The organism is Microbacterium jejuense (genome assembly GCF_039544225.1).
Lineage (GTDB): Bacteria > Actinomycetota > Actinomycetes > Actinomycetales > Microbacteriaceae > Microbacterium > Microbacterium jejuense.
This window is the reverse complement of sequence record NZ_BAABLG010000009.1, coordinates 61,789-82,332: the sequence shown is the minus strand read 5'-3', so window position 1 is coordinate 82,332 and position 20,544 is coordinate 61,789. Positions and strand designations below refer to the sequence as shown.

Here is a 20,544-nt window from a genome sequence, read left to right as displayed (position 1 = left end):
CGTTCTGTTCGTTCGGAGAAGGGGGTGCCGGGTCCGCGGACCGACACCGCCGCAGGATCAGGGTGCCAGTGCCGACAGGTAGTCCAGCGAACCATCGAGCACCGGTACCGAGGCGAGGACGCCCTCGCTGTCGCCGGACTGGAAGAACGCGGTGATGTCGGTGCCCGGAAGGCCTTCGAAGCCGTCGATCTCGAGCGGCTCCTCTTCGTCGGAGCCGAGGCTCACGGTGGAGTTCGCCGGTACGCGCACGGTGACGGTCGGGCCGCCTTCGCCGAACTCGACGTTCAGGGTGTGCGAGTCCTCGGTGTCGTTGACGATCGCCGCCACGAAGTTGCCGGCGGTGCCGTCCTCGTTGGCGACGATGAGCGCGTTGCGCACCTCGAGGGGGCCGGAGCCGTGCACGTTGGTGCCTTCGGCGGCCGAGTAGGGGATCGTCGTCGCCTGCGGCGAGATCATGCTGCAGCCGGTGGTCGTGAGCACGAGCGCGGCCCCGACGGCCAGCGACGCGATGAGGCGGCGGTTCACAGATCCTCCCAGGACGATTCGGTACCCCGTAAGTCTAGGGGTTCGCGCGGGCTCGCGCGGAGCACCCCCGCCGTGCGTGAGGGCCGATCCGCCCCGGGGGCGGAGAACCTTAGCGTATTTCTCCTGTGGTATCCTGGAGGTTGCCGAAAGGACATAACTCCATGCTTTTTGAGGTTGGCGAGACGGTCGTCTACCCCCACCACGGGGCGGCAACGATCATCGAGGTCAAAGACCGGATCATCAAGGGCGAGACGAAGAAGTACCTGAAGCTCAACGTCACGCAGGGTGATCTCATCATCGAAGTACCCGCAGAGAACGTCGACCTTGTCGGGGTTCGCGACGTCATCGGCAAGGAAGGCCTCGACAGGGTCTTCGAGGTGCTGCGCGCGCCCTTCACGGAAGAGCCCACGAACTGGTCCCGCCGGTACAAGGCCAACCTGGAGAAGCTCGCCTCCGGTGACGTCATCAAGGTCAGCGAGGTCGTGCGCGACCTCTGGCGCCGCGATCAGGATCGCGGACTCTCGGCCGGTGAGAAGCGCATGCTGGCCAAGGCCAAGCAGATCCTCATCTCCGAGCTGGCGCTCGCTGAGAAGACCGACGAGGAGCAGGCCAGCGTGATCCTCGACGAGGTCCTCGCAAGCTGAGACTTCTGAAACGGCGCCCCCGGCAGGGGGCGCCGTTTCACTGTGTCCGGGAGAGGTCCGGGATGCCGCTGCGACGGGGGCCGAGGCGGCCCGGCGCGATAGCGTGAACGGGTGAGCATGCTTCCCGTTCCGCGTGTCGGCATCGTCGTCGTGGCTGCCGGATCCGGCACCCGCCTCGGGGCCGGAGGTCCCAAGGCGTTCGTGGGCATCGATCGGCACAGCATCCTGCGGCACGCGCTGGACGGCGTGTTCGCGGCGCCCGAGGCGCAGGTCGTGATCGTCGCGCCGGAGGGGCGTGAGGGCGACGCCCGCACCGAAGCCCTGGTCGCCGCGGGCGATCGCGCCGACCTCGTGTCGGTCGTCACCGGCGGGCCGACCCGCCAGGACTCCGTGGCGGCAGGCCTGGGGGCGCTGTGGGGCGATGTCGAGATCGTGCTGGTGCACGACGCGGCCCGCGCGCTCACGCCGCCCGAGGTCTTCTCGCGCGTGATCGGCGCGATCGACGCCGGCGCGGACGGTGTCATCCCGGTGCTCCCGGTCATCGACACGATCAAGCGGGTGGCGGGCGACGAGATCGTCGCCGCCGTCGACCGGGCCGAGCTGGCGGCCGCGCAGACGCCGCAGGGCTTCCGTCGCCGAGTGCTCGACGCGGCATACGCGGCTGCCACCGAGGACTTCACCGACGACGCCGCCCTGGTCGCCGCGGCCGGGCACACCGTGGCGGCCGTGCCGGGGCATCCACTCGGCTTCAAGATCACGACCGCCGCGGATCTGGACCGCGCCCGGCACCTGCTCGGCGCTTCGTCCGCCGTCGCGCTGCCGCGGGTGGGCGTCGGCACCGATGTGCACGCGTTCGGGGGCGGAGGCACACTGTGGCTCGCGGGGCTGGAGTGGCCGGGCGAACAGGCGCTGTCCGGGCATTCCGACGGGGATGCCGTCGCCCACGCGATCGTCGACGCTCTGCTGGCGGCGGCCGGCCTCGGCGACATCGGCACCCACTTCGGCACCGATCACCCCGAGTATGCCGGGGCGCACGCGGACGCCTTTCTGACCCGGACGACCGTGCTGCTGCGGGAGTCCGGCTGGCGCGTGGGCAATGTGTCGGTGCAGGTGCAGGCGAATCGCCCGCGATTCGCGGCGCGGCGGGTGGAGGCGGAGCGCGCGCTGTCGGACGCGCTCGGCGGTGCGGCCGTGTCGGTCTCGGCCACGACGACCGACGGGCTGGGGTTCACGGGTCGCACCGAGGGCGTGTCGGCGTTCGCCGTCGCCCTCGTCGTCCCGGTGTGAGCGGTCAGATCGTGCGCGTCATGAACCGCGAGTTCGGGTCGGGCCGGTAGCCCTGGAACGCTCCGCAGTCGCCGAAGCCCGCGCTCTCGTACAGGCGGTGTGCGGCGGCGAAGTCGTCGGTGATGCCGGTCTCGAGCCACAGGCTCGTCATGCCGCGCTCGCGCGCCGCGGCGACGACGTGGTCGAGGAGCGCGCGGCCGACGCCGGCGCCGCGGAAGCCGTCACCCACACGCATGGACTTGATCTCGCCGCGCTCCGCGTCGAGTTCCCGCAGCGCCGCGATCCCGGCGATGCTGTCGTCGATCCACGCCGACCACACCGTGATGCCGGGTCGGCGCAGCGCGTCGACGTCGAGCGCGTGGATGCTCTCGGGCGGTGCGGTGCCGACGAGCGCGGCGAGGTGGAAGGCGACCAGGCCACGCGTGTCCTCGCCGGTCAGGTCGTCGGGACGGATCTCGATGGTGCTCTGCATGTCACGATCAGTGTGACACGGCTCGATTGCGGGGCTGTTTCGCGGCTTTCGCGGTCACGCCTCGACGGCGAACGGCTCGGGATCCCGCGGCGTCCGCGATCCCCACGCCAGGAGGGCGAGGCCCGCCGCGAGCACCGCGAGCCCGACGACCGCGAGCGCCGAGAGCTGCTCGCCCAGCACGACGATGCCCAGGATGCCGGCGGTCAGCGGTTCGCCGAGCGTCAGCGTCGCCGCCGTCGCGGCGGTCAGGCCGCTGAGTCCCCACGTGAACAGCACGTACGCGATGGCGATGGTGCCGAGCCCCAGCCACAGCGCCATCGTGAGTCCCGTTGCGGTGCCGAGCCACGACAGGTCGACGAAGGGGATCGCGAAGACGCACAGCACCGCTGAGCTGGCGCCCATGGCGCCGACGACGGTGAACGGATCCCAGCCGGCGTCGAGCAGGCGCCGCTGGGCGTTGGCGATGATCGCGAACGAGGCGCCGGCGCCGATCGACCCGAGCAGCCCCAGCGCGTCCGTCCCGCCCGCGCTCCCCGCCTCGCCGCCGAACCCCAGCAGCACCACGCCCAGGGTCGCGAGTCCGGTGGCGCCCATCCATGTCGGGCTCGGCATCCGCCGTGTCAGCGCCCATTCCAGCAGGCCCGCGAGGATCGGCGCCGAGCCGAGGGCGACCACGGTGCCGACGGCGACGCCGTTGCGCGCCGTGCCGAGGAAGAACAGCGGCTGGTAGATCGCCAGGCACGCGCCGGTCAGCACCATGAGCAGCAGCGGGCGGGCGGTCAGCCGGGGGCGGGATGCCCCGGGGCTGCGCCGGGCATGGCGCGCCGCGAGCGTGAACGCGATGAGGGCGAGCCCCGTGCCGCCGATGACCATGCGCATGACGCCGATGGACAGCGGCGTCGTGCCGTCGGGGCCGAGCGCCTGCGAGGTGCCGGTCGTGCCGAACAGCAGCGCGGCGGCGAGGACGGCGAGCACGTGCAGCACGGTCAAGTTCTACCAGGCGCGTGGCGGTCACGGCCCGCTGGTTCCCAGGGGCGCGCCGGTAGGCTGGTGCAGTGACGGTTCAGCTCTATGACACCAAGGCGCAGGCCCTGCGCGACTTCGTGCCGCTCGACCCCGGGAACGTCACGATCTACGTGTGCGGGCCGACCGTCCAATCCGGACCCCACATCGGGCATCTGCGGGGCGCGCTGAGCTTCGACCTCCTGCGCCGCTGGCTTACGCATCGGCACGGGCGCGTCACCTTCGTGCGCAACGTCACCGACATCGACGACAAGGTCCTCGCGAACGCCACCGACGGCGAGCCGTGGTGGGCCCTGGCGTACCGCATGGAGCAGGAGTTCACGCGGGCGTACACCGCGATCGGGATCCTCGCGCCGACGTACGAGCCTCGGGCGACGGCATCCATCCCGCAGATGCAGGAGCTGATCCAGCGCCTCATCGACGCGGGCCACGCGTACCCCGCCGACGCGGCGTCCGAGGCTGCCGGGGATGTGTACTTCGACGTGCGCTCGTGGCTGGACTACGGCTCGCTGACGAACCAGTCGCTCGATGCCATGGAGCCCGCGGCAGACGCCGACCCGCGCGGCAAGCGCGACCCGCACGACTTCGCCCTGTGGAAGGGCGGCAAGGCCGACGAGCCCGCATCCGCGCGCTGGGAGTCGCCGTGGGGCGAGGGGCGACCGGGATGGCACATCGAGTGCTCCGCGATGTCGCGGCGCTACCTCGGCGCCGAGTTCGACATCCACGGCGGCGGCCTCGACCTGCGCTTCCCGCACCACGAGAACGAGCTGGCCCAGTCCACGGCTGCCGGCGACGGCTTCGCGCAGTACTGGGTGCACAACGGCCTCGTCACGGTCGCCGGACAGAAGATGTCGAAGTCGCTCTTCAACTTCATCCTCGCCGAGGACGTGCTGCGCGAGCGCGACCCGCTCGTCATCCGCTACGCGCTCGCCGCCGCGCACTACCGGTCGAGCCTAGACATCACCGCGTCGACGTTCGACGAGGCCGAGGCCGCGATCGACCGCATCCGCACGTTCCTCGAGCGCGCCGTACGCACGCTGCGCGACGATGTCGACGACGTGACGGTGGATGCCGTCGTGCCGGCCCGTTTCGCGGCCGCCCTCGACGACGACCTGGGCGTGCCGCAGGCGCTCGCGGTGCTGCACGAGACCGTGCGCGACGGCAACACGGCGCTCGACGCCGGGGATCGTGACGCGGCGCTGCGTGCGTTCGCAGACGTCGCGGTGATGACAGGCATCCTCGGGATCGACCCTCTCGATCCGCAGTGGCGAGCGACGGGCGCCTCGGTGGCGGCATCCGCTCTCGACACGCTCGTGAAGACCATGATCGCCCAGCGTGCCGATGCACGCGCGGCGAAGGACTGGGCGGCGGCCGACCGCATCCGCGACGCGATCGCGGCGGCCGGCATCGCCCTCGAAGATTCAGCAGACGGAACACACTGGAGTTACAGCGATGGCTAAGCCAGGACGCCCCGGCGCGGGCAACAGCAAGAAGAAGGGTGCCCTGAAGGGCACCGGCGGCAACGGCCGCAAGTCCCTCGAGGGGCGCGGTCCGACCCCCAAGGCCGAGGACCGTGCCTGGCACGTCGCCGGCAAGCGCAAGGCCGCGGCCGAGCGCTATGCGGCCGCGGGCGGCAAGGGCAAGCCCGGCCAGAAGCCGCAGGGCTCGAACCCGAACCGGTCGGGCAAGTCCAAGGCGGGCGACGACACCGAGACGGTCACCGGCCGCAACTCGGTGCTCGAGGCGCTGCGCGCGAAGATCCCGGCCACCGCGTTCTACATCGCGCAACGGGTCGAGATGGACGACCGCGTCAAAGAGATGCTGTCGATCGCGAGCCACCGCGGGATCCCGGTGCTCGAGGTCACGCGTCCCGAGCTCGACCGCATGGCCGGCTTCGACGGCGTGCACCAGGGCGTCGCGCTCAAGGTGCCGCCGTACGAGTACGCGCACCCGCAGGACCTGCTGGAGCAGATCATCGACCGCGATCAGGTGCCGCTGCTGATCGCCCTCGACGGCATCACCGACCCGCGCAACCTGGGCGCCATCATCCGCTCGACCGCCGCGTTCGGCGGGCACGGCGTGATCGTGCCGCAGCGCCGTTCGGCGGGCGTCAACTCGGCCGCCTGGAAGACCAGCGCCGGCGCGGCCGCGCGCATCCCGGTCGCCGTCGCGCCGAACCTCACCACGACGCTCAAGGAGTTCAAGAAGCAGGGCGTGTTCGTGCTCGGCCTGGACGGCGGCGGCGACGTGTCGCTGCCGGCTCTCGAGCTCGCCGACCGCCCCGTCGTTATCGTCGTCGGCTCGGAGGGCAAGGGGCTGTCGCGCCTGGTCACCGAGACGTGCGACCAGATCGTGTCGATCCCGATCTCGTCGGCGACCGAGTCGCTGAACGCGGGCATCGCGGCATCCGTCGCCCTGTACCAGGTCTCGTCGCTGCGCAGCGCGGAACTGGCCTGATTCCGAACCCGTCGAAAGGCACACGCACATGGCACGCATCGCCGTCATCGGAGGCTCCGGGTATGCCGGCCGCCACATCGTCGCCGAGGCGGTGAACCGCGGGCACAGCGTGCTGTCGATCGCGCGCCGCATCCCCAGCGAGCGCCAGCCCGGCGCCGTGTACATCGAGGGGTCTCTCACCGATGTGCCCGGGCTGCTCGCACAGCTCGAGGGGGTCGACGTGGTGGTCTCGGCCGTCGCCCCGCGCGGTGACATGGAGGGGCTGGTCCGTCCGAACATCGCGGCCCTCGTCTCGGTGCTTCCCGAGGGCGTGCGGATCGGCGTCATCGGCGGCGCCGGCGGCAGCCTGGTCGCCGAAGGCGGTCAGCGCCTGGTCGATCTGCCGACCTTCTCGGCGGACTACCGGCCCGAGGCGCTCGAAGCGCTCGGCGTCCTCGAAGACCTGCAGGCGCTCTCGGCCGACACCGTCGACTGGTTCTACATCCACCCGGCGGGCGGCTTCGGCGCCTGGAACCCGGGGGAGCGCACCGGCGATTACCGCAAGGGCGGCGACGTGGTCGTCACCGACGCCGAGGGCGAGTCGTTCATCTCCGGCCCCGATCTGGCTGTCGCGGTGGTTGACGAGATCGAGCACCCGCAGCATCCGCGCAGCCGCTTCACCGTCGGCTACTGACGCGAGGTCCCCGGCCGGCGGTGGGCAGGATGCCGGCGGCCGGGACTCGACCGTTCAGACCAGGTCGCGCCAGTCGATGTCGTCGTCCTCGTCGTCGTCGATGACGGGGGTCGACGAGGTGATGACCGGCAGCGACACCGTCTCGGTGGGCGGACCCATCAGGGTCGCCTCGTCCCTGCGGTGGCGCAGCACGTTGTCGATGTAGCTCGACAGGGCCTCGGCCAGCGGCACCGACTTGCCCTTCGCCTGCGACAGGTACCAGCGGTGCTCGAGCAGCTGGTGGAAGACCTCTGCGGGCTCCAGCTTGGCGCGCAGGTCCCAGGGGATGGCCTTGACGACGGGCTCGAACACGCGGGTCAGCCACTCGTGCGCGGCCATCTCCTCGTCGTCGCCCAGGCGTGACACGCGGACGCGGAACTCGTCGAGGTCGTTGAGGAGCCGGCGAGCCTGGTTCTCTTCGACGTCGAGGCCGGTCAACCGGAGCAGCCGGCGCTGGTGGTGCCCGGCATCCACCACCTTCGGCTGGATCGAGACACGCGTGCCGTCCGCGGTCGTCTGGATCGACATCTCGCCGATGTCGAAGCCCAGATCGTTGAGGCGCTGCACGCGCTTGGTGAGGCGCCACGCCTCGTCGGCGCGGAACGTCTCCTCGTCGGTCAGGGCCGCCCACAGCGAGTGGTACGCCGACACGATGCCGTCGGCGATCGCGATGGCATCGACGCCGCCTTCCAGGCGGCCGCCGGCTTCGAGGTCCATGATCTCGCCGGCGATGTTGGTGCGCGCGACGTCGAGGTCGTGCGCACGCTGACCGGGCGTCAGGCCGCTCTCGTGCAGCTCGCCGGTCTCGGCGTCGACCAGGTACGCCGCGAAGGCTCCGGCATCGCGGCGGAACAGCGTGTTGGACAGCGACACGTCGCCCCAGAAGAACCCGACGTTGTGCAGGCGCACGAGCAGCAGTGCCAGCGCGTCCACGAGGCGTGTGGCGGTGTCGGGGCGCAGCACCTGGGTGAACAGCGCCCGGTAGGGGAGCGAGAACTTCAGGTGCGCGGTGACGAGCGCGGCAGGGAGCGGATTGCCGTCGGCATCCGTGCGCCCCGCGATCACCGCGACGCGCTCGACGCAGGGCACGTCGAGCCGGGCGAGGTTGCCGAGCATGTCGTACTCGCGGCGGGCCATCGCCTCGGTCGTCTCTTTGATCGCGACGACGCGGCCCGACAGGTTGGCGAAACGCACCAGGTGGCGCGAGATGCCCTTGGGGAGGAAGACGATGTGGCTCGACGGCCACTCGCCCAGCGGTGTCGACCACGGCAGCGTGAGCAGGCCGGGATCGACACTGCTCGCGGTGATGCTCAACGCGTCGGACACGCGACCTCCGTCACACTCGGGCTGGGCGGGAACAGCACGACGGCGCGGGGGGATGACTCCCGCCCGCGCCGTCGCGAAGGAACTGCTTACGCCGAAGCGATGGCCTTGTCGGTGAGGCGCTCGCCCGACTCGATGTCGAAGACGTGCACGTGACCGGGGACCGGGGCCAGCGTGACCTTGTCGCCCGCGTTCGGGTGACGACGGCCGTCGACGCGCGCGACGATGTCGGTGCGCTTGCCGTCGACGTCCGCGTGGCCGTACAGGTAGCCGTCCGCGCCGAGCTCCTCGACGAGGTCGACCGTGACCGTGAGACCCTTGCCGTCCTCGGGGGCGACCTGGATGTCCTCGGGGCGCACACCGATGGTGACGTCCGAGCCGTGGGCCTTGCCGAGCACATCGGCCTCGACGCCGACGACGCGGTCGCCGAACTGCACGCCGCCCTCGACCAGGCTGGCCGGGAACAGGTTCATGGCGGGCGAGCCGATGAAGCCGGCGACGAACACGTTGTTCGGCTTCTCGTACAGGTCGCGCGGGGTGCCGACCTGCTGCAGGAGACCGTCCTTGAGGACCGCGATGCGGTCACCCATGGTGAGGGCCTCGGTCTGGTCGTGCGTGACGTAGACGGTGGTGACGCCGAGGCGGCGCTGCAGCGACGCGATCTGCGTGCGGGTCTGGACACGGAGCTTGGCGTCGAGGTTCGACAGCGGCTCGTCCATGAGGAACACCTGCGGCTGACGGACGATCGCGCGGCCCATGGCGACACGCTGACGCTGACCACCCGAGAGGGCCTTCGGCTTGCGGGTCAGGTACTCCTCGAGGTCGAGGAGCTTGGCGGCCTCGAGGACGCGAGCGGCGCGCTCCTCCTTGCCGACGCCGGCGATCTTCAGGGCGAAGCCCATGTTCTCGGCGACGGTCATGTGCGGGTACAGCGCGTAGTTCTGGAACACCATCGCGATGTCGCGGTCCTTCGGCGGGACGTCTGTGACGTCGCGGTCGCCGATGAGGATGCGGCCCGAGTTGACCTCTTCGAGGCCGGCCAGCATGCGCAGCGAGGTGGACTTGCCACAGCCCGACGGGCCGACGAGGACCAGGAACTCGCCGTCGGCGACCTCGAGGTTCAGCTTGTCGACCGCGGGGCGCGTGCCCCCGGGGTACAGGCGGGTTGCGTTGTCAAACGTGACGGACGCCATGTTCTCTTCTCCTTCACCGGCAGGTACGTGCCGGACGATCCGTAGTGATGGAATGAGCGGGGGCTTTCCCGCACGCCCGTCATCGGGCGCTCGGAACAGTATGCCACGGCGGGATGACACACCGCGCACGGAGGTTGCGTCTGGGCATTTCCCAGGGTGGCTGACTAGCATCGTGGACGACCGCTTTCCCGTGCGGTCCCGCTGATTTCCCGCCCCCGAGAGGTTCCATGTCGAGCGACGAGTCACCGAACGCCGCGTCCAGCGAGCGCCGCGACGCCGTGCGTGAGAAGGCGCAGCAGGTGAAGGCGCGCCAGTCGCGCGCCCGAGTCATCCGGCGGACGACGCTCGCCACACTGGGCGTCGCGTTCATCGCCGTGATCGCCGTCGTCGTGACCTGGACGGTGTCGTCCAGCGCCTCGAAGCCCACGGCCGATCCGTCCAACGTGTCGGGCGGGTTCGTCGTCACGGGCGTGACCGGCACCGGTGTGCCCTCGACCGAGAACGGCGCCTCGGCCGCCGATGCCACTCCTGCTCCCACCGGCGACCCTGCCGTGACCGAGACGGAGCCGACGCCGACGCCGACGCCCACCGAGGCTCCGGCCGTCGACATCCGCGTGTACGTCGACTACCTGTCGACCGGCTCCCGCGACTTCCAGGTCGCCAACGTCAAGCAGCTGTCGAAGTGGGTCGACACCGGCGCCGCGACGCTCACGTACTACCCGGTCGCGATGCTCACGGCGAAGTCGAACGGCACGAAGTACTCGCTGCGCGCCGCCGGCGCCGCCGCGTGCGTCGCCCAGAACTCGCCCGACTACTTCTTCGCGTTCAACAACGCGCTGCTCACGCAGCAGCCCGACGTCGATTCGGACGGCTTGAGCGACACCGAGCTCGCCGACCTCGCGCAGGCCGTGGGCGTCGACGGGCCGAAGGCCGTGCGCGGCTGCATCGAGTCGCAGTCCTACACGTCGTGGGTCAAGACCGCGACCGAGCAGGCGCTGCACGAGCTGCCCGACACCGGCGGCGTCGCGCTCACCGCGACCCCGATGATCCTCGTCAACGGCACGCAGTACGTCGGCAAGATCGACGACCCCAAGGAGTTCGCGCAGTTCGTCCTGACGGTCGCCAGCGACTCGTACTACAAGGCGACGCCGACTCCCACGGTCACGCCGGTGCCGTGATCGTGCCGTGCCCGCGATGACGGGCGCGTGAACGGGCGCCGCTAGACTGGACGCTCTGCCGGCTTGGCGCAATTGGTAGCGCACCGTACTTGTAATACGGGGGTTGCAGGTTCAAGTCCTGTAGCCGGCACCAAGAACAGCAGATCAGACGCAGAAATCGCCCCGACTATGATTCCCGCAGGGATCGCTGGCTCACCCCCACGACGCCAGCGGAGCTTAGACCCGGCGCCGCTGAGCGTATGGCACTTCGGGTGTGCCGCTCGCGGCGCCGGGTTGTCCGTTGTCGGATCGTGCTGTGTTGGTCGTGGACCTGTGAACGCGTACATGTGATGCGCGTACGGTCCGAAGATGAACAAGCATCACCCACCCAACGAACAGACACCCGACCAGCAACGCGCCGCACGCGACAAACGGTGGGCGGAAGCCACCGGCATGCACTGGCACAAGTACGTGCCCACCGCGGAGACCCAAGCCCGCGCCGACGAAGAAGACCGGATCCGCGGCGCGAAGCCGACCGACGTCCCTTCACAGCCACCCGACACGCGCAACTGACCCGCGTTCAACCCACCCCTCTATCGCGGATGCCTCGGCGGGCCTACGCTTCAGTCAAGCTCGCCGATCTATCCCGAGGCGCCGACGAGCTTGGCCCGGCGACTTGGGGACGTGCATCATGCCTGACGCCTGATGCGTGGTAGCCGCCGGGTCAGTCAGGGGCCCACGGCCGCCCGCGTGGCTGCCACGCCCGCGCCGTTCCCGCCCGACCTGCAGCCACCGTCCGATGCCGTCGATCTCGGCGCGCAGCGCGTCGCACAGCACGCGCGTGTACTCGCTGTCGAAGTAACCGGCGAAGATACCCGCCGCCTCGGCGAGGACGTCGGTTCGCTTCCCGGCCGTCGCGCGCAGCTCGGCGATCACGGGCGCCGGGTCGTCGGTGTAGCGGTTGCGGGAGCAGATCGCGTCGAGCTCGATGCTTAGCAGCTTCGCCTTGCTGAGCCGTTCGCCATCCATGCGCAGAAGCGTACGCGTGGATGCGGCCACACCCCGCGACTCACGGACCGACGCCCCACGATCCGTGAACCGTGGGGCGTCGGTGCAACCGTGAAGGGGGTTCGTGGTTGCGGCGTTTCTAGCGCTAGGCGCTCACCAGCTTGCGCCGGCGTGTGTTGCGGTTCTCGAGCCAAGCCTGTACCGCGTCCTTTGCCCTAAGCGGACCCTGGGCAGTCTCGATGACTGCCGGCGGGAACGTCGGGTTGTCTGCCCAGGCGCGGGCAGCCTGGCGGCTTACCTGTGCCATATCCGCGATCTCGGCGTAGCCGACGACCTCGTTCACTTGCCACGAATCCGGGGTTTACTCCTAGTTTTGCGCGGGATACCCCGGGAACATGAGGGCGTAGCGATCGCCAAGCGCGACGGCTTCGAGCCTGATCAGAGGAACTTTCGGGAACCTCAGGGAACGCTCACCTCATAAACGGGGGTTGCAGGTTCAAGTCCTGTAGCCGCCACCATCGACTTCGTGATGCGCGAGGTGCTCGGACCCGGGTGCTCAGACCTCGAAGACGCCCAGCAGCTGCCAGCCCTCGGGCACCTTCGCCTCCAGCGCGGCCTGGTCGTCGGCCTCGATCTGCTCGACGCCGTCGCGGCGGGCCATGCTCGCCGTCGAGGTCAGCAGCTGAGAGCCCTTCGGCATGGCCGCGGGCACGTCGGTGATGACCCATCCGGCCGGCAGCTGCGCGTCGACGGCGGAGCGCAGGGCTGCGAGGGATTCGCCCTGCACCTCGACGGTGCGGGTCTCGACGGGACGGATGCGGCCGATCAGCATGCCCTCCACTCTACGGAGCGCAGGCCACGACGCCGGGCGACCCGCTCAGGCGCCGGGCTCGAACGTGATCGTGACCAACGTCGCGCCGGAGGCGCGGTCGAACGTGATGTCTCCCGTGATCCTCGCGGTCCCCTCGGACGGGCCGATCTGCGCCGAGAAGGTGTCCTCGGTGCCGGTGCGGTTGAATTCGCCGAGCTGTTCCGTGAGCGGATCGAGCTGCGCGGCATCCCATCCGAAGTCCGGGGCCAGCGAACGCAGGTAGTCGATGGCACCCGTCCAGTTGTTCGCGGTGTCGGGGACGAACGTGACCGACGCGAGCACGTCGCCCTGACCGGCCGCGGTCAGGGCGGTGACGTCGTCGAGCACGTACAGCTCGTCGCCCGCCGCGATCACCGCGCGCACCGGCCGCCGGAAGTCGGCCGACTTCTCACCGTCCGCGGCGAGTCCGAGCTCACTCGCCGACAGGGCGCCCTCGCCGATGCGCATCTTGAACGTGCCCGAGACGTTGACGTAGTCGAAGCCGGTGTCGGTGAGCATGCTCGAACCGTCCGACGCGCGCTGGTCGTCGGAGGCGGCGGGGCGATCCTGAGTCCACCACGACCCCTGGATCGCGAGCGATGCGACCACGACGCCGGCGATGATCAGCACGAGCACCGTGGCGGGAAGCCACGTGAGGAGTGTTCGGGTCCGCGAGCTGAGGGGCACGTTCCAGGGTAACTCGGCGGCGTGCGCGGCGGCGGTGACGAGCGACGGGTGGGCACGTCCCGGCAAGGCATGATTGATCGGTGACCTCCCGCCGACTCCCCGCCTGGCTGGGCATCGGCGCGGCCGCCGTCATCGGCATCCTGACCGCGATCCAGGCACGTATCAACGGCCAGCTCGGCGCTCGCCTGGGCGACGGATTCACCGCCGCGGTCATCTCCTTCGGCTCAGGACTCGTGGTCCTCGTCGTGCTGTCGCTGCTCATCCCACAAGGGCGGCGCGGGTTCGCGGCTCTCGTCGCCGGGGTGCGGCGGAGGGACGAGGACGGGCGTCGCGGCATCCCGATGTGGATGCTGTGCGGCGGCGTCGCGGGCGCGCTCTCGGTGGCCACGCAATCGCTCGCGGTCGGCATCATCGGCGTCGCGCTGTTCACGGTCGGCGTCGTCGCCGGTCAGACCGTCAGCGGCCTGCTGCTGGACCGGTCGGGGATCGGACCCGCCGGCATCGTCGCGGTGACTCCCGCACGTCTGGCCGGGGGAGCGCTCGCGATGCTGGCGGCGGCGGTGTCGCTCGCCGGCGGTGTGCACGCTCCGCCGGTGCTCATCGTGCTGCCGTTCCTGGTCGGCGCCGGGATCGCGTGGCAGTCTGCGGTGAACGGGCGCCTGCGCCAACGGGTCGGTACGCCGCTGACGGCGACGCTCGTGAACTTCATCGGCGGCACGCTCGTGCTCGGAGTGGCCGAGCTCGCGCACTCCGTCGTCGTCGGACCGCCGCCGACTGTCTATCCGACCGAGCCGTGGCTGTACTTCGGCGGCATCATCGGCGTGGCGTACATCTTCCTGGCCGCGGCGCTCGTGCCATACACGGGCGTGCTGCTGCTCGGCCTCGGGACCGTCGTCGGCCAGGTCATCACGTCGGTGATCATCGACGCGCTGTGGCCGACCGCGGCGGCGCCGTCGCTCTGGCAGTCGCTGCTGATGTCGTCGCTGGCGATCCTGTCGGTCGTGGTCGCGGCCGTGCCGTGGCGGTGGACGCGCCGGGAGCGCTGACGCCGGGCCCGCGCGGAGCGGTCAGGCGGCGTCGCCGAGCTCCTTCGAGAGCACCTGGGCGGCATCGGTGAGGAGCGGGATCGCGCGCTCAGCGAACGCGTCGTCGACGCGCGAGACCGGACCCGACACCGAGATGGCGGTCGGGGTGGGGGCATTCGGCACGGCGACCGCGAAGCAGCGGACGCCGATCTCCTGCTCCTGCTCGTCGATCGAGTAGCCGCGCTGGCGGATGCGGTCGAGCTCGGCCAGGAGCGAGTCGACATCGCCGATGGCCATCGGGGTGGCGGTCGGCATCCCGACGCGTCCGACGATCCCGCGCACGACCTCGTCGTCCAGCGTCGCGAGGATCGCCTTGCCGACGCCGGTCGCGTGCGTGTGGGCGTGACGACCGACCTCGGTGAACATGCGCATCGAGTGCTTCGACGGCACCTGGCCGACGTAGACGACCATGTCGGAGTCGAGGACGGCCATGTTGGCGGTCTCGCCCAGCGCGTCGACCAGGCGGGCCAGTTGCGGGCGGGCGATCGCTCCCAGCTGCTTGCTCGCGCCTTCGCCCAGGCGGATCAGGCGCGGGCCGAGGGCGTAGCGGCGGTTCGGCAGCTGCCGGACGTACCCCATGCCCACGAGCGTGCGCAGCAGGCGGTGGATCGTCGGCAGCGGCAGTTCGGTCGACGCGGCGAGCTCGCTGAGAGTCACCTCGCCGTCCGCGTCGGTGATCAGCTCGAGCAGCTCGAACACGCGCTCGACGGACTGCACACCTCCGGACGCCTTCTCGGCCATGTCGCCAACCTTTCCACTCCGTTGCGGTCTGCCTCCACGATACGGAAGAGGGATGCCGCAAGCACGTGCGACGCGGGGTCGCGGCATCCGATTCCGCGATTGCTTTTCCGCGTGACAGAAACTACTATCCATAATACGGAAACAAGTTCTCGATCCGCGGAAGTGGTCGAGCGAACGAGGAGGATCAATGGCGAACCCCAGCCCCGGCTACTCGATCACGCTGCGCGTGCAGGCCCCCGCGAGCGTCAGCTCCACCGCGGAGCTCGCCGCCGCCGTCGGCCGTGCCGGCGCCGCCGTCACCGCGCTCGATGTGGTCGAGTCCCGGCCGGACGCCCTGGTCGTCGACGTCACCTGCAACACCACGAACGCCGATCACGGCACGCAGGTGCAGGAGGTGCTCGCCGCCCTCGCAGGTGTCTCGGTGCTGCACACCAGCGACCGCACCTTCCTGATGCACCTCGGTGGCAAGCTGGAGATCGTGCCGAAGGTGCCGCTGCGAAACCGCGACGACCTGTCGCGCGCCTACACGCCGGGCGTCGCCCGGGTGTGCCTCGCGATCGCCGAGCGTCCTGAGGACGCCCGCAACCTCACCGTCAAGCGGAACACGATCGCCGTCGTGACCGACGGGTCCGCCGTGCTCGGACTCGGCAACATCGGCCCCGCCGCGGCACTGCCGGTCATGGAGGGCAAGGCCGCGCTGTTCAAGCAGTTCGCCGACGTCGACGCCTGGCCGGTGTGCCTCGACACGCAGGACACCGATGAGATCGTCAAGATCGTCAAGGCCATCGCCCCCGTCTACGGCGGCGTCAACCTCGAAGACATCGCGGCGCCGCGCTGCTTCGAGATCGAGGCCCGCCTGCGCGACGAGCTCGACATCCCGGTGTTCCACGACGACCAGCACGGCACCGCCATCGTCACGCTCGCGGCGCTGCACAACGCGCTGCGCGTCGTCGGCAAGCAGCTCGCCGACGTGCGCATCGTCGTGTCGGGGGTCGGCGCGGCCGGTTCTGCGATCATCCAGCTGCTCAAGGCCGAGGGCGCGCGGCACATCGTGGCCGCCGGGCGTGCGGGCATCATCCACGCCGGCGAGCGGTACGGCGACGAGCACCGTCGCTGGCTCGCAGCGAACACGAACGCCGAGGGCGTCACGGGGAGCCTCGCCGATGCCCTGGTCGGCGCCGACGTGTTCATCGGCGTCTCGGCGCCCGACGTGATCGGCGAGGCCGAGGTCACGAGCATGGCCCAGGGCGCGATCGTGTTCGCGATGGCCAACCCCGACCCCGAGATCGACCCGGTGCTGGCGGCCCGCCACGCGGCGGTCGTCGCCACCGGTCGCAGCGACTTCCCGAACCAGATCAACAACGTGCTGGCCTTCCCCGGGTTCTTCCGCGGACTGCTGGACGCCCACGCCGTCGAGATCACGCCGGCCATGCTCGTCGCGGCAGCCGACGCCATCGCGAAGCGCGTGTCGGACGACGAGCTGCACGCGAGCTACATCATCCCGAGCGTGTTCGACCCGCAGGTCGCCGGTGACGTCGCCGCCGCGGTGGCCGCGGCCGCACGCGGAGAGACGCCCATCGCGGCGGCCGCCGACGCCGACGACCTCGAGCGCACCGCCGCCTGACGACCCGCCCCTGAGAGGAGCCCCCCATGACCATCCACGTCCGTTCCGCCGAGGTTCCGGAGCGCGCCGACGAGATCCTCACGCCCGAGGCGCTCGCGTTCGTCGAGCAGCTGCACGAGCGGTTCGCCGCTCGCCGCGACGAGCTGCTCGCCGCGCGCCGCGTCCGCCGCGACGAGGTCGCGCGCACCGGCCGGCTCGACTTCCTGCCCGAGACCGCCGACATCCGTGCCGGCGACTGGACCGTCGCGCCGGCGCCGGCGGCCCTGCAGGATCGCCGTGTCGAGATCACCGGCCCGGCCTCGCCGGCCAAGATGGCGATCAACGCCCTCAACTCCGGCGCCAAGGTGTGGCTCGCCGACCTCGAGGACGCCTCGACGCCGACGTGGTTCAACGTCGTCGACGCGCTGCTCACGCTGCGCGACGCCGCACGGGGCACGCTCGCGTACACGTCGCCGGAGGGCAAGGTCTACGCGCTGCGGGAGGATGCCCCTCTCGCCGTCGTGGTGGCGCGCCCGCGCGGCTGGCACATGGACGAGAAGCACGTCGAGGTGAACGGCCGCGACGCCGTCGGCGCTTTCGTCGACTTCGGCCTGCACTTCTTCCACACCGCGCGGCAGCTCCTCGAGAACGGCCAGGGCCCGTACTACTACCTGCCCAAGACCGAGAGCCACCTCGAGGCGCGTCTGTGGAACGACGTGTTCGTGTTCGCGCAGGACGCGCTCGGCATCCCCCAGGGGACGATCCGCGCGACCGTGCTCATCGAGACGATCCCGGCGGCGTTCGAGATGGACGAGATCCTCTACGAGCTGCGCGATCACGCGGCGGGCCTGAACGCCGGTCGCTGGGACTACCTGTTCAGCATCGTGAAGTACTTCCGCGACGCGGGGGAGTCCTTCGTGCTGCCCGATCGCGCCGACGTGTCGATGACCGCGCCGTTCATGCGCGCGTACACCGAGCTGCTGGTCAAGACGTGCCACCGCCGCGGAGCGTTCGCGATGGGCGGCATGGCCGCCTTCATCCCGAACCGCCGCGAGCCCGAGGTCACCGAGGCCGCGTTCGAGAAGGTGCGCGCCGACAAGACGCGCGAGGCGAACGACGGCTTCGACGGCTCGTGGGTCGCCCACCCCGACCTGGTGCCGATCTGCCGTGCGGTGTTCGACGCCGTGCTGGGCGACAAGCCGAACCAGCTCGACCGCCAGCGTCCCGAGGTCGACGTCACCGCCGGCCAGCTGCTCGACGTCGCGTCGGCCCCCGGCGCCGTCACCGAGACAGGTCTGCGCACGAACCTCTACGTCGCGATCGCGTACATCGCGGTGTGGCTGTCGGGCAACGGCGCGGTCGCCATCCACAACCTCATGGAGGATGCCGCCACCGCCGAGATCTCGCGGTCGCAGGTGTGGCAGCAGATCCGCAACGGCGTCGTGCTCGCCGACAGCGGCGAGACCGTGACGCGCGAGCTCGTGGGCCGCCTGCTCGATGAGGAGACCGCGCGGCTGAAGGGCGAGGTGGGCGACGACCAGTTCGGGCGGTACTACCGGCCTGCAGCCGACCTCGTTGCCGACATCTGCCTGTCGGAGGAGTACACCGACTTCCTCACCACCCCGGCGTACGACCTGGTGGTCGCGCGATGACCGAGCGGCTGCTCGCGCCCGGCGACCTCGCCGAGCTCGACCGGTTCCTCGCCGCGACGGACCGGCTGCTGGCCGAGCGGTTCCCGGGCGACGACGGGTCGCGCCAGCCCGTGCACACCGTGTACGTGCCGGCCGACCGGTACGCGCCGACGCTGCCGGCCGCATGGGGGGCGACCGCGCTCGCCGCGGCCCTGGACCTGGGCGGCATGTCGGCGGTCGTGCGCGAGCTCGGCGTGCCCGAGGAGTTCGCGGCCGACGTCGCGAGCCTCGTCGAGGCGAAGCTGCGCACCGAGCCGATCGAGGACCTGCGTCTGGACTTCGAGGACGGCTACGGCGACCGGGGTGACGAGGCCGAGGACGCCGACGTGCGCCGCGCCGCCGAGCAGATCATCGCCGCCGTGGACGCACGTCTCGCCCCCGCCTTCATCGGCATCCGGTTCAAGTGCTTCGAGGAGCCGACCCGGGCACGCGGCATCCGCTCGCTCGATCTGTTCCTCACGACCCTGCTCGACGCGGGGGAGCTGCCCGACGGCCTTGTGCTCACTCTGCCGAAGGTCACGACCGTCGCGCAGGTCGAGGCGATGGCGCACATCTGCCACCGCTTCGAGGAGCACTACGGGCTCACCCCGGGCCGCCTCCGCTTCGAGGTGCAGGTCGAGACGCCGCAGCTCATCGTCGGCCCCGACGGCACGTCGCCGCTGGCCGCGGCCATTCACGCCGCCGAGGGGCGCGTGAGCGGCCTGCACTACGGCACGTACGACTACAGCGCATCGCTCGGGATCGCAGCGGCATACCAGTCGATGGAGCACCCGGCCGCCGACCACGCCAAGAACGTGATGCAGGTCGCGGCCGCGCAGACCGGTGTGCGCCTGTCGGACGGTTCGACCAACATCCTCCCGGTGGGCGACGACGATGCGGTGCGCGCCGCCTGGGCGCTGAGCGCCCGTCTCACGCGCCGGTCGCTCGAGCGCGGCTACTACCAGGGCTGGGACCTGCACCCGGCGCAGCTGGTGCCCCGCTTCGTGGCGAACACGCTGTTCTACCGTGAGGGGCTCGCGTCGGCGACGACGCGGCTGCGCGACTACGTCCACCGCGTCGAGAGCGCGGTGATGGACGAGCCGGCGACGGCGCGCGCGCTGGCCGCGTTCGTGCTGCGCGGCATCGCCTGCGGTGCGGTGACCGAGGCGGAGGTCCAGGATGCCGCCGGCATCGACCGCGCGGCCCTCACTGCCCTCGCACACCCGAAACTGGCCACGACATCCGTCACGACCGAGGAGCCCGCATGAGCTACTACACCCCGCAGGGCGGACTGCCGCCCCAGTCCGACCTGCTTACCGACAGGGCCGTCGTCAAGCTCGCGTACACCTTCATCCCGAAGGGCGTGCTGCGCGACATCGTCACGTCGAGCCTGCCGGGCTTCACCGACACCCGGGCGTGGATCCTCGCGCGGCCGACGCCGAGCTCGGCGACGACGTTCTCGCAGCTGATCGTCGAGATCGCCCCCGGCGGCGGCGCCGCCAAGCCGGAACCCGAAGCCGGCGTCGAGGGTGTCGTCTTCGTCACCGCCGGCGAGCTGACGCTCGCGCTCGACGGCGAGGAGCACGTGCTCGGCGAGGGCGGCTACGCCTTCCTCGCACCGGGCGCGGAGTGGTCGCTCGCCAACCGCGGCTCCGAGCGCACGAGCTTCCACTGGATCCGCAAGGCGTACGAGTGGCTCGAGGGCGTGCCGGCCCCGGCATCCTTCGTCACGCGGGACCAGGACATCGAGCCTGTCGCGATGCCCGACACCGACGGGGTGTGGGCGACGACGCGCTTCTCGGACGCGAGCGACATGGCCCATGACATGCAGGTCAACATCGTGACCTTCCAGCCCGGCGGATCGATCCCGTTCGCCGAGACGCACGTCATGGAGCACGGCCTGTTCGTGCTGCAGGGCAAGGCCGTCTACCGCCTCAACGACGACTGGGTCGAGTGCGAGGCGGGCGACTACATGCTGCTGCGCGCGTTCTGCCCGCAGGCCTGCTACGCGGGCGGCCCCGAGCCGTTCCGCTACCTCCTCTACAAGGACATGAACCGCCAGATCCGCCTCACCTGATCCGGCGGGGACGAACGGGCGGGCGCCTTC

21 protein-coding genes and 1 tRNA gene are annotated in these 20,544 nt (G+C 70.7%); 13 read left to right on the top strand and 9 right to left on the bottom strand.

Annotated elements, in window-relative coordinates; translation table 11 throughout:
* Positions 1–57: 57 nt before the first annotated feature.
* Entirely contained in the window at positions 58–525 is a 468-nt protein-coding gene (locus tag ABEA46_RS16230) for a DNA modification methylase (RefSeq protein WP_345545912.1), read from the bottom strand.
* A 161-nt stretch (positions 526–686) separates the two neighbouring features.
* On the opposite strand from ABEA46_RS16230, the gene ABEA46_RS16225 reads away from it, so the two are divergent.
* Positions 687–1,169 carry a CarD family transcriptional regulator gene (locus tag ABEA46_RS16225; RefSeq protein ID WP_018172589.1) on the top strand — a complete coding sequence of 161 codons (483 nt, stop codon included), beginning with the start codon at positions 687–689 and terminating at the stop codon, positions 1,167–1,169.
* Between the two features lie 117 nt (positions 1,170–1,286).
* Complete coding sequence (gene ispD / locus ABEA46_RS16220; RefSeq protein WP_345546114.1) at positions 1,287–2,456, top strand: 2-C-methyl-D-erythritol 4-phosphate cytidylyltransferase; 1,170 nt, start codon at positions 1,287–1,289, stop codon at positions 2,454–2,456.
* Between the two features lie 4 nt (positions 2,457–2,460).
* Here the strand turns inward: ispD and ABEA46_RS16215 are convergent, their stop codons facing one another.
* Both ABEA46_RS16215 and ABEA46_RS16210 read right to left on the bottom strand, forming a co-directional pair.
* Positions 2,461–2,928: a GNAT family N-acetyltransferase gene (locus tag ABEA46_RS16215; protein ID WP_345545909.1), complete on the bottom strand. Its 468-nt coding sequence runs from the start codon at positions 2,926–2,928 to the stop codon at positions 2,461–2,463.
* 54 nt (positions 2,929–2,982) lie between these two features.
* Positions 2,983–3,912: a DMT family transporter gene (locus ABEA46_RS16210; RefSeq protein WP_345545908.1), complete on the bottom strand. Its 930-nt coding sequence runs from the start codon at positions 3,910–3,912 to the stop codon at positions 2,983–2,985.
* Positions 3,913–3,983: 71 nt separating this feature from the next.
* Here ABEA46_RS16210 and cysS point away from each other — a divergent pair, with 71 nt between their 5' ends.
* From cysS to ABEA46_RS16195, 3 genes are read left to right on the top strand one after another with little or no spacing between them, the layout of a single operon-like run.
* On the top strand, positions 3,984–5,411 hold the full coding sequence (cysS, locus tag ABEA46_RS16205) for a cysteine--tRNA ligase (RefSeq protein WP_345545907.1): 1,428 nt from the start codon (positions 3,984–3,986) through the stop codon (positions 5,409–5,411).
* Entirely contained in the window at positions 5,404–6,408 is a 1,005-nt protein-coding gene (gene rlmB / locus ABEA46_RS16200) for a 23S rRNA (guanosine(2251)-2'-O)-methyltransferase RlmB (protein ID WP_345545906.1), read from the top strand. The genes cysS and rlmB overlap by 8 nt, the downstream gene beginning before the upstream one ends.
* A gap of 28 nt (positions 6,409–6,436) precedes the next feature.
* Positions 6,437–7,081 carry an NAD(P)-dependent oxidoreductase gene (locus ABEA46_RS16195; protein WP_345545904.1) on the top strand — a complete coding sequence of 215 codons (645 nt, stop codon included), beginning with the start codon at positions 6,437–6,439 and terminating at the stop codon, positions 7,079–7,081.
* Between the two features lie 54 nt (positions 7,082–7,135).
* Here ABEA46_RS16195 and ABEA46_RS16190 read toward each other — a convergent pair whose 3' ends face one another.
* A complete protein-coding gene (locus tag ABEA46_RS16190) occupies positions 7,136–8,446 on the bottom strand; it encodes a DUF4032 domain-containing protein (protein ID WP_345545902.1) in 1,311 nt (436 codons plus the stop codon).
* Positions 8,447–8,532: 86 nt separating this feature from the next.
* A complete protein-coding gene (locus ABEA46_RS16185) occupies positions 8,533–9,636 on the bottom strand; it encodes an ABC transporter ATP-binding protein (RefSeq protein ID WP_345545901.1) in 1,104 nt (367 codons plus the stop codon).
* A 227-nt stretch (positions 9,637–9,863) separates the two neighbouring features.
* Between ABEA46_RS16185 and ABEA46_RS16180 the strand changes: the two genes are divergently transcribed.
* From ABEA46_RS16180 to ABEA46_RS16170, 3 genes are all read left to right on the top strand, one after another.
* The gene (locus tag ABEA46_RS16180; RefSeq protein WP_345545900.1) at positions 9,864–10,814 is read left to right on the top strand and encodes a DsbA family protein; all 951 of its coding nucleotides are present in this window, start codon (positions 9,864–9,866) and stop codon (positions 10,812–10,814) included.
* Positions 10,815–10,871: 57 nt separating this feature from the next.
* Positions 10,872–10,947: transfer RNA gene (locus ABEA46_RS16175), tRNA-Thr, on the top strand.
* A gap of 215 nt (positions 10,948–11,162) precedes the next feature.
* Complete coding sequence (locus ABEA46_RS16170; protein WP_345545899.1) at positions 11,163–11,366, top strand: hypothetical protein; 204 nt, start codon at positions 11,163–11,165, stop codon at positions 11,364–11,366.
* A gap of 54 nt (positions 11,367–11,420) precedes the next feature.
* On the opposite strand, the gene ABEA46_RS16165 is transcribed toward ABEA46_RS16170, so the two are convergent.
* From ABEA46_RS16165 to ABEA46_RS16155, 3 genes are all read right to left on the bottom strand, one after another.
* The gene (locus ABEA46_RS16165; protein WP_345545898.1) at positions 11,421–11,822 is read right to left on the bottom strand and encodes a hypothetical protein; all 402 of its coding nucleotides are present in this window, start codon (positions 11,820–11,822) and stop codon (positions 11,421–11,423) included.
* Positions 11,823–12,357: 535 nt separating this feature from the next.
* Positions 12,358–12,633, bottom strand: a complete 276-nt coding sequence (locus ABEA46_RS16160) for a hypothetical protein (RefSeq protein WP_345545896.1) — start codon at positions 12,631–12,633, stop codon at positions 12,358–12,360.
* 45 nt (positions 12,634–12,678) lie between these two features.
* Positions 12,679–13,338, bottom strand: a complete 660-nt coding sequence (locus tag ABEA46_RS16155) for a hypothetical protein (RefSeq protein WP_345545895.1) — start codon at positions 13,336–13,338, stop codon at positions 12,679–12,681.
* Between the two features lie 80 nt (positions 13,339–13,418).
* On the opposite strand from ABEA46_RS16155, the gene ABEA46_RS16150 reads away from it, so the two are divergent.
* Entirely contained in the window at positions 13,419–14,384 is a 966-nt protein-coding gene (locus tag ABEA46_RS16150; RefSeq protein WP_345545893.1) for a DMT family transporter, read from the top strand.
* Between the two features lie 21 nt (positions 14,385–14,405).
* Here the strand turns inward: ABEA46_RS16150 and ABEA46_RS16145 are convergent, their stop codons facing one another.
* The gene (locus tag ABEA46_RS16145; RefSeq protein WP_345545891.1) at positions 14,406–15,164 is read right to left on the bottom strand and encodes an IclR family transcriptional regulator; all 759 of its coding nucleotides are present in this window, start codon (positions 15,162–15,164) and stop codon (positions 14,406–14,408) included.
* 187 nt (positions 15,165–15,351) lie between these two features.
* Here ABEA46_RS16145 and ABEA46_RS16140 point away from each other — a divergent pair, with 187 nt between their 5' ends.
* The 4 genes from ABEA46_RS16140 to ABEA46_RS16125 are packed head-to-tail and all read left to right on the top strand — an operon-like array spanning position 15,352 to position 20,514.
* Positions 15,352–16,788, top strand: a complete 1,437-nt coding sequence (locus ABEA46_RS16140) for an NAD-dependent malic enzyme (RefSeq protein ID WP_345545889.1) — start codon at positions 15,352–15,354, stop codon at positions 16,786–16,788.
* A 26-nt stretch (positions 16,789–16,814) separates the two neighbouring features.
* On the top strand, positions 16,815–18,419 hold the full coding sequence (gene aceB, locus ABEA46_RS16135; RefSeq protein WP_345545887.1) for a malate synthase A: 1,605 nt from the start codon (positions 16,815–16,817) through the stop codon (positions 18,417–18,419).
* The gene (locus tag ABEA46_RS16130) at positions 18,416–19,705 is read left to right on the top strand and encodes a DUF6986 family protein (RefSeq protein ID WP_345545885.1); all 1,290 of its coding nucleotides are present in this window, start codon (positions 18,416–18,418) and stop codon (positions 19,703–19,705) included. The genes aceB and ABEA46_RS16130 overlap by 4 nt, the downstream gene beginning before the upstream one ends.
* Positions 19,702–20,514: a bifunctional allantoicase/(S)-ureidoglycine aminohydrolase gene (locus ABEA46_RS16125; RefSeq protein ID WP_345545883.1), complete on the top strand. Its 813-nt coding sequence runs from the start codon at positions 19,702–19,704 to the stop codon at positions 20,512–20,514. The genes ABEA46_RS16130 and ABEA46_RS16125 overlap by 4 nt, the downstream gene beginning before the upstream one ends.
* The last annotated feature ends 30 nt before the right edge of the window (positions 20,515–20,544 follow it).

Excerpts from the sequence above, each read along its gene's own strand:
- ABEA46_RS16225 (WP_018172589.1), top strand. The coding sequence starts at position 687 with ATGCTTTTTGAGGTTGGCGAGACGGTCGTCTACCCCCACCACGGGGCG.
- ispD (WP_345546114.1), top strand. The coding sequence starts at position 1,287 with ATGCTTCCCGTTCCGCGTGTCGGCATCGTCGTCGTGGCTGCCGGATCC.
- ABEA46_RS16215 (WP_345545909.1), bottom strand. The coding sequence starts at position 2,928 with ATGCAGAGCACCATCGAGATCCGTCCCGACGACCTGACCGGCGAGGAC.
- rlmB (WP_345545906.1), top strand. The coding sequence starts at position 5,404 with ATGGCTAAGCCAGGACGCCCCGGCGCGGGCAACAGCAAGAAGAAGGGT.
- ABEA46_RS16195 (WP_345545904.1), top strand. The coding sequence starts at position 6,437 with ATGGCACGCATCGCCGTCATCGGAGGCTCCGGGTATGCCGGCCGCCAC.
- ABEA46_RS16185 (WP_345545901.1), bottom strand. The coding sequence starts at position 9,636 with ATGGCGTCCGTCACGTTTGACAACGCAACCCGCCTGTACCCCGGGGGC.
- ABEA46_RS16180 (WP_345545900.1), top strand. The coding sequence starts at position 9,864 with ATGTCGAGCGACGAGTCACCGAACGCCGCGTCCAGCGAGCGCCGCGAC.
- ABEA46_RS16170 (WP_345545899.1), top strand. The coding sequence starts at position 11,163 with ATGAACAAGCATCACCCACCCAACGAACAGACACCCGACCAGCAACGC.
- ABEA46_RS16165 (WP_345545898.1), bottom strand. The coding sequence starts at position 11,822 with ATGGATGGCGAACGGCTCAGCAAGGCGAAGCTGCTAAGCATCGAGCTC.
- ABEA46_RS16160 (WP_345545896.1), bottom strand. The coding sequence starts at position 12,633 with ATGCTGATCGGCCGCATCCGTCCCGTCGAGACCCGCACCGTCGAGGTG.
- ABEA46_RS16145 (WP_345545891.1), bottom strand. The coding sequence starts at position 15,164 with ATGGCCGAGAAGGCGTCCGGAGGTGTGCAGTCCGTCGAGCGCGTGTTC.
- ABEA46_RS16140 (WP_345545889.1), top strand. The coding sequence starts at position 15,352 with ATGGCGAACCCCAGCCCCGGCTACTCGATCACGCTGCGCGTGCAGGCC.
- aceB (WP_345545887.1), top strand. The coding sequence starts at position 16,815 with ATGACCATCCACGTCCGTTCCGCCGAGGTTCCGGAGCGCGCCGACGAG.
- ABEA46_RS16130 (WP_345545885.1), top strand. The coding sequence starts at position 18,416 with ATGACCGAGCGGCTGCTCGCGCCCGGCGACCTCGCCGAGCTCGACCGG.
- ABEA46_RS16125 (WP_345545883.1), top strand. The coding sequence starts at position 19,702 with ATGAGCTACTACACCCCGCAGGGCGGACTGCCGCCCCAGTCCGACCTG.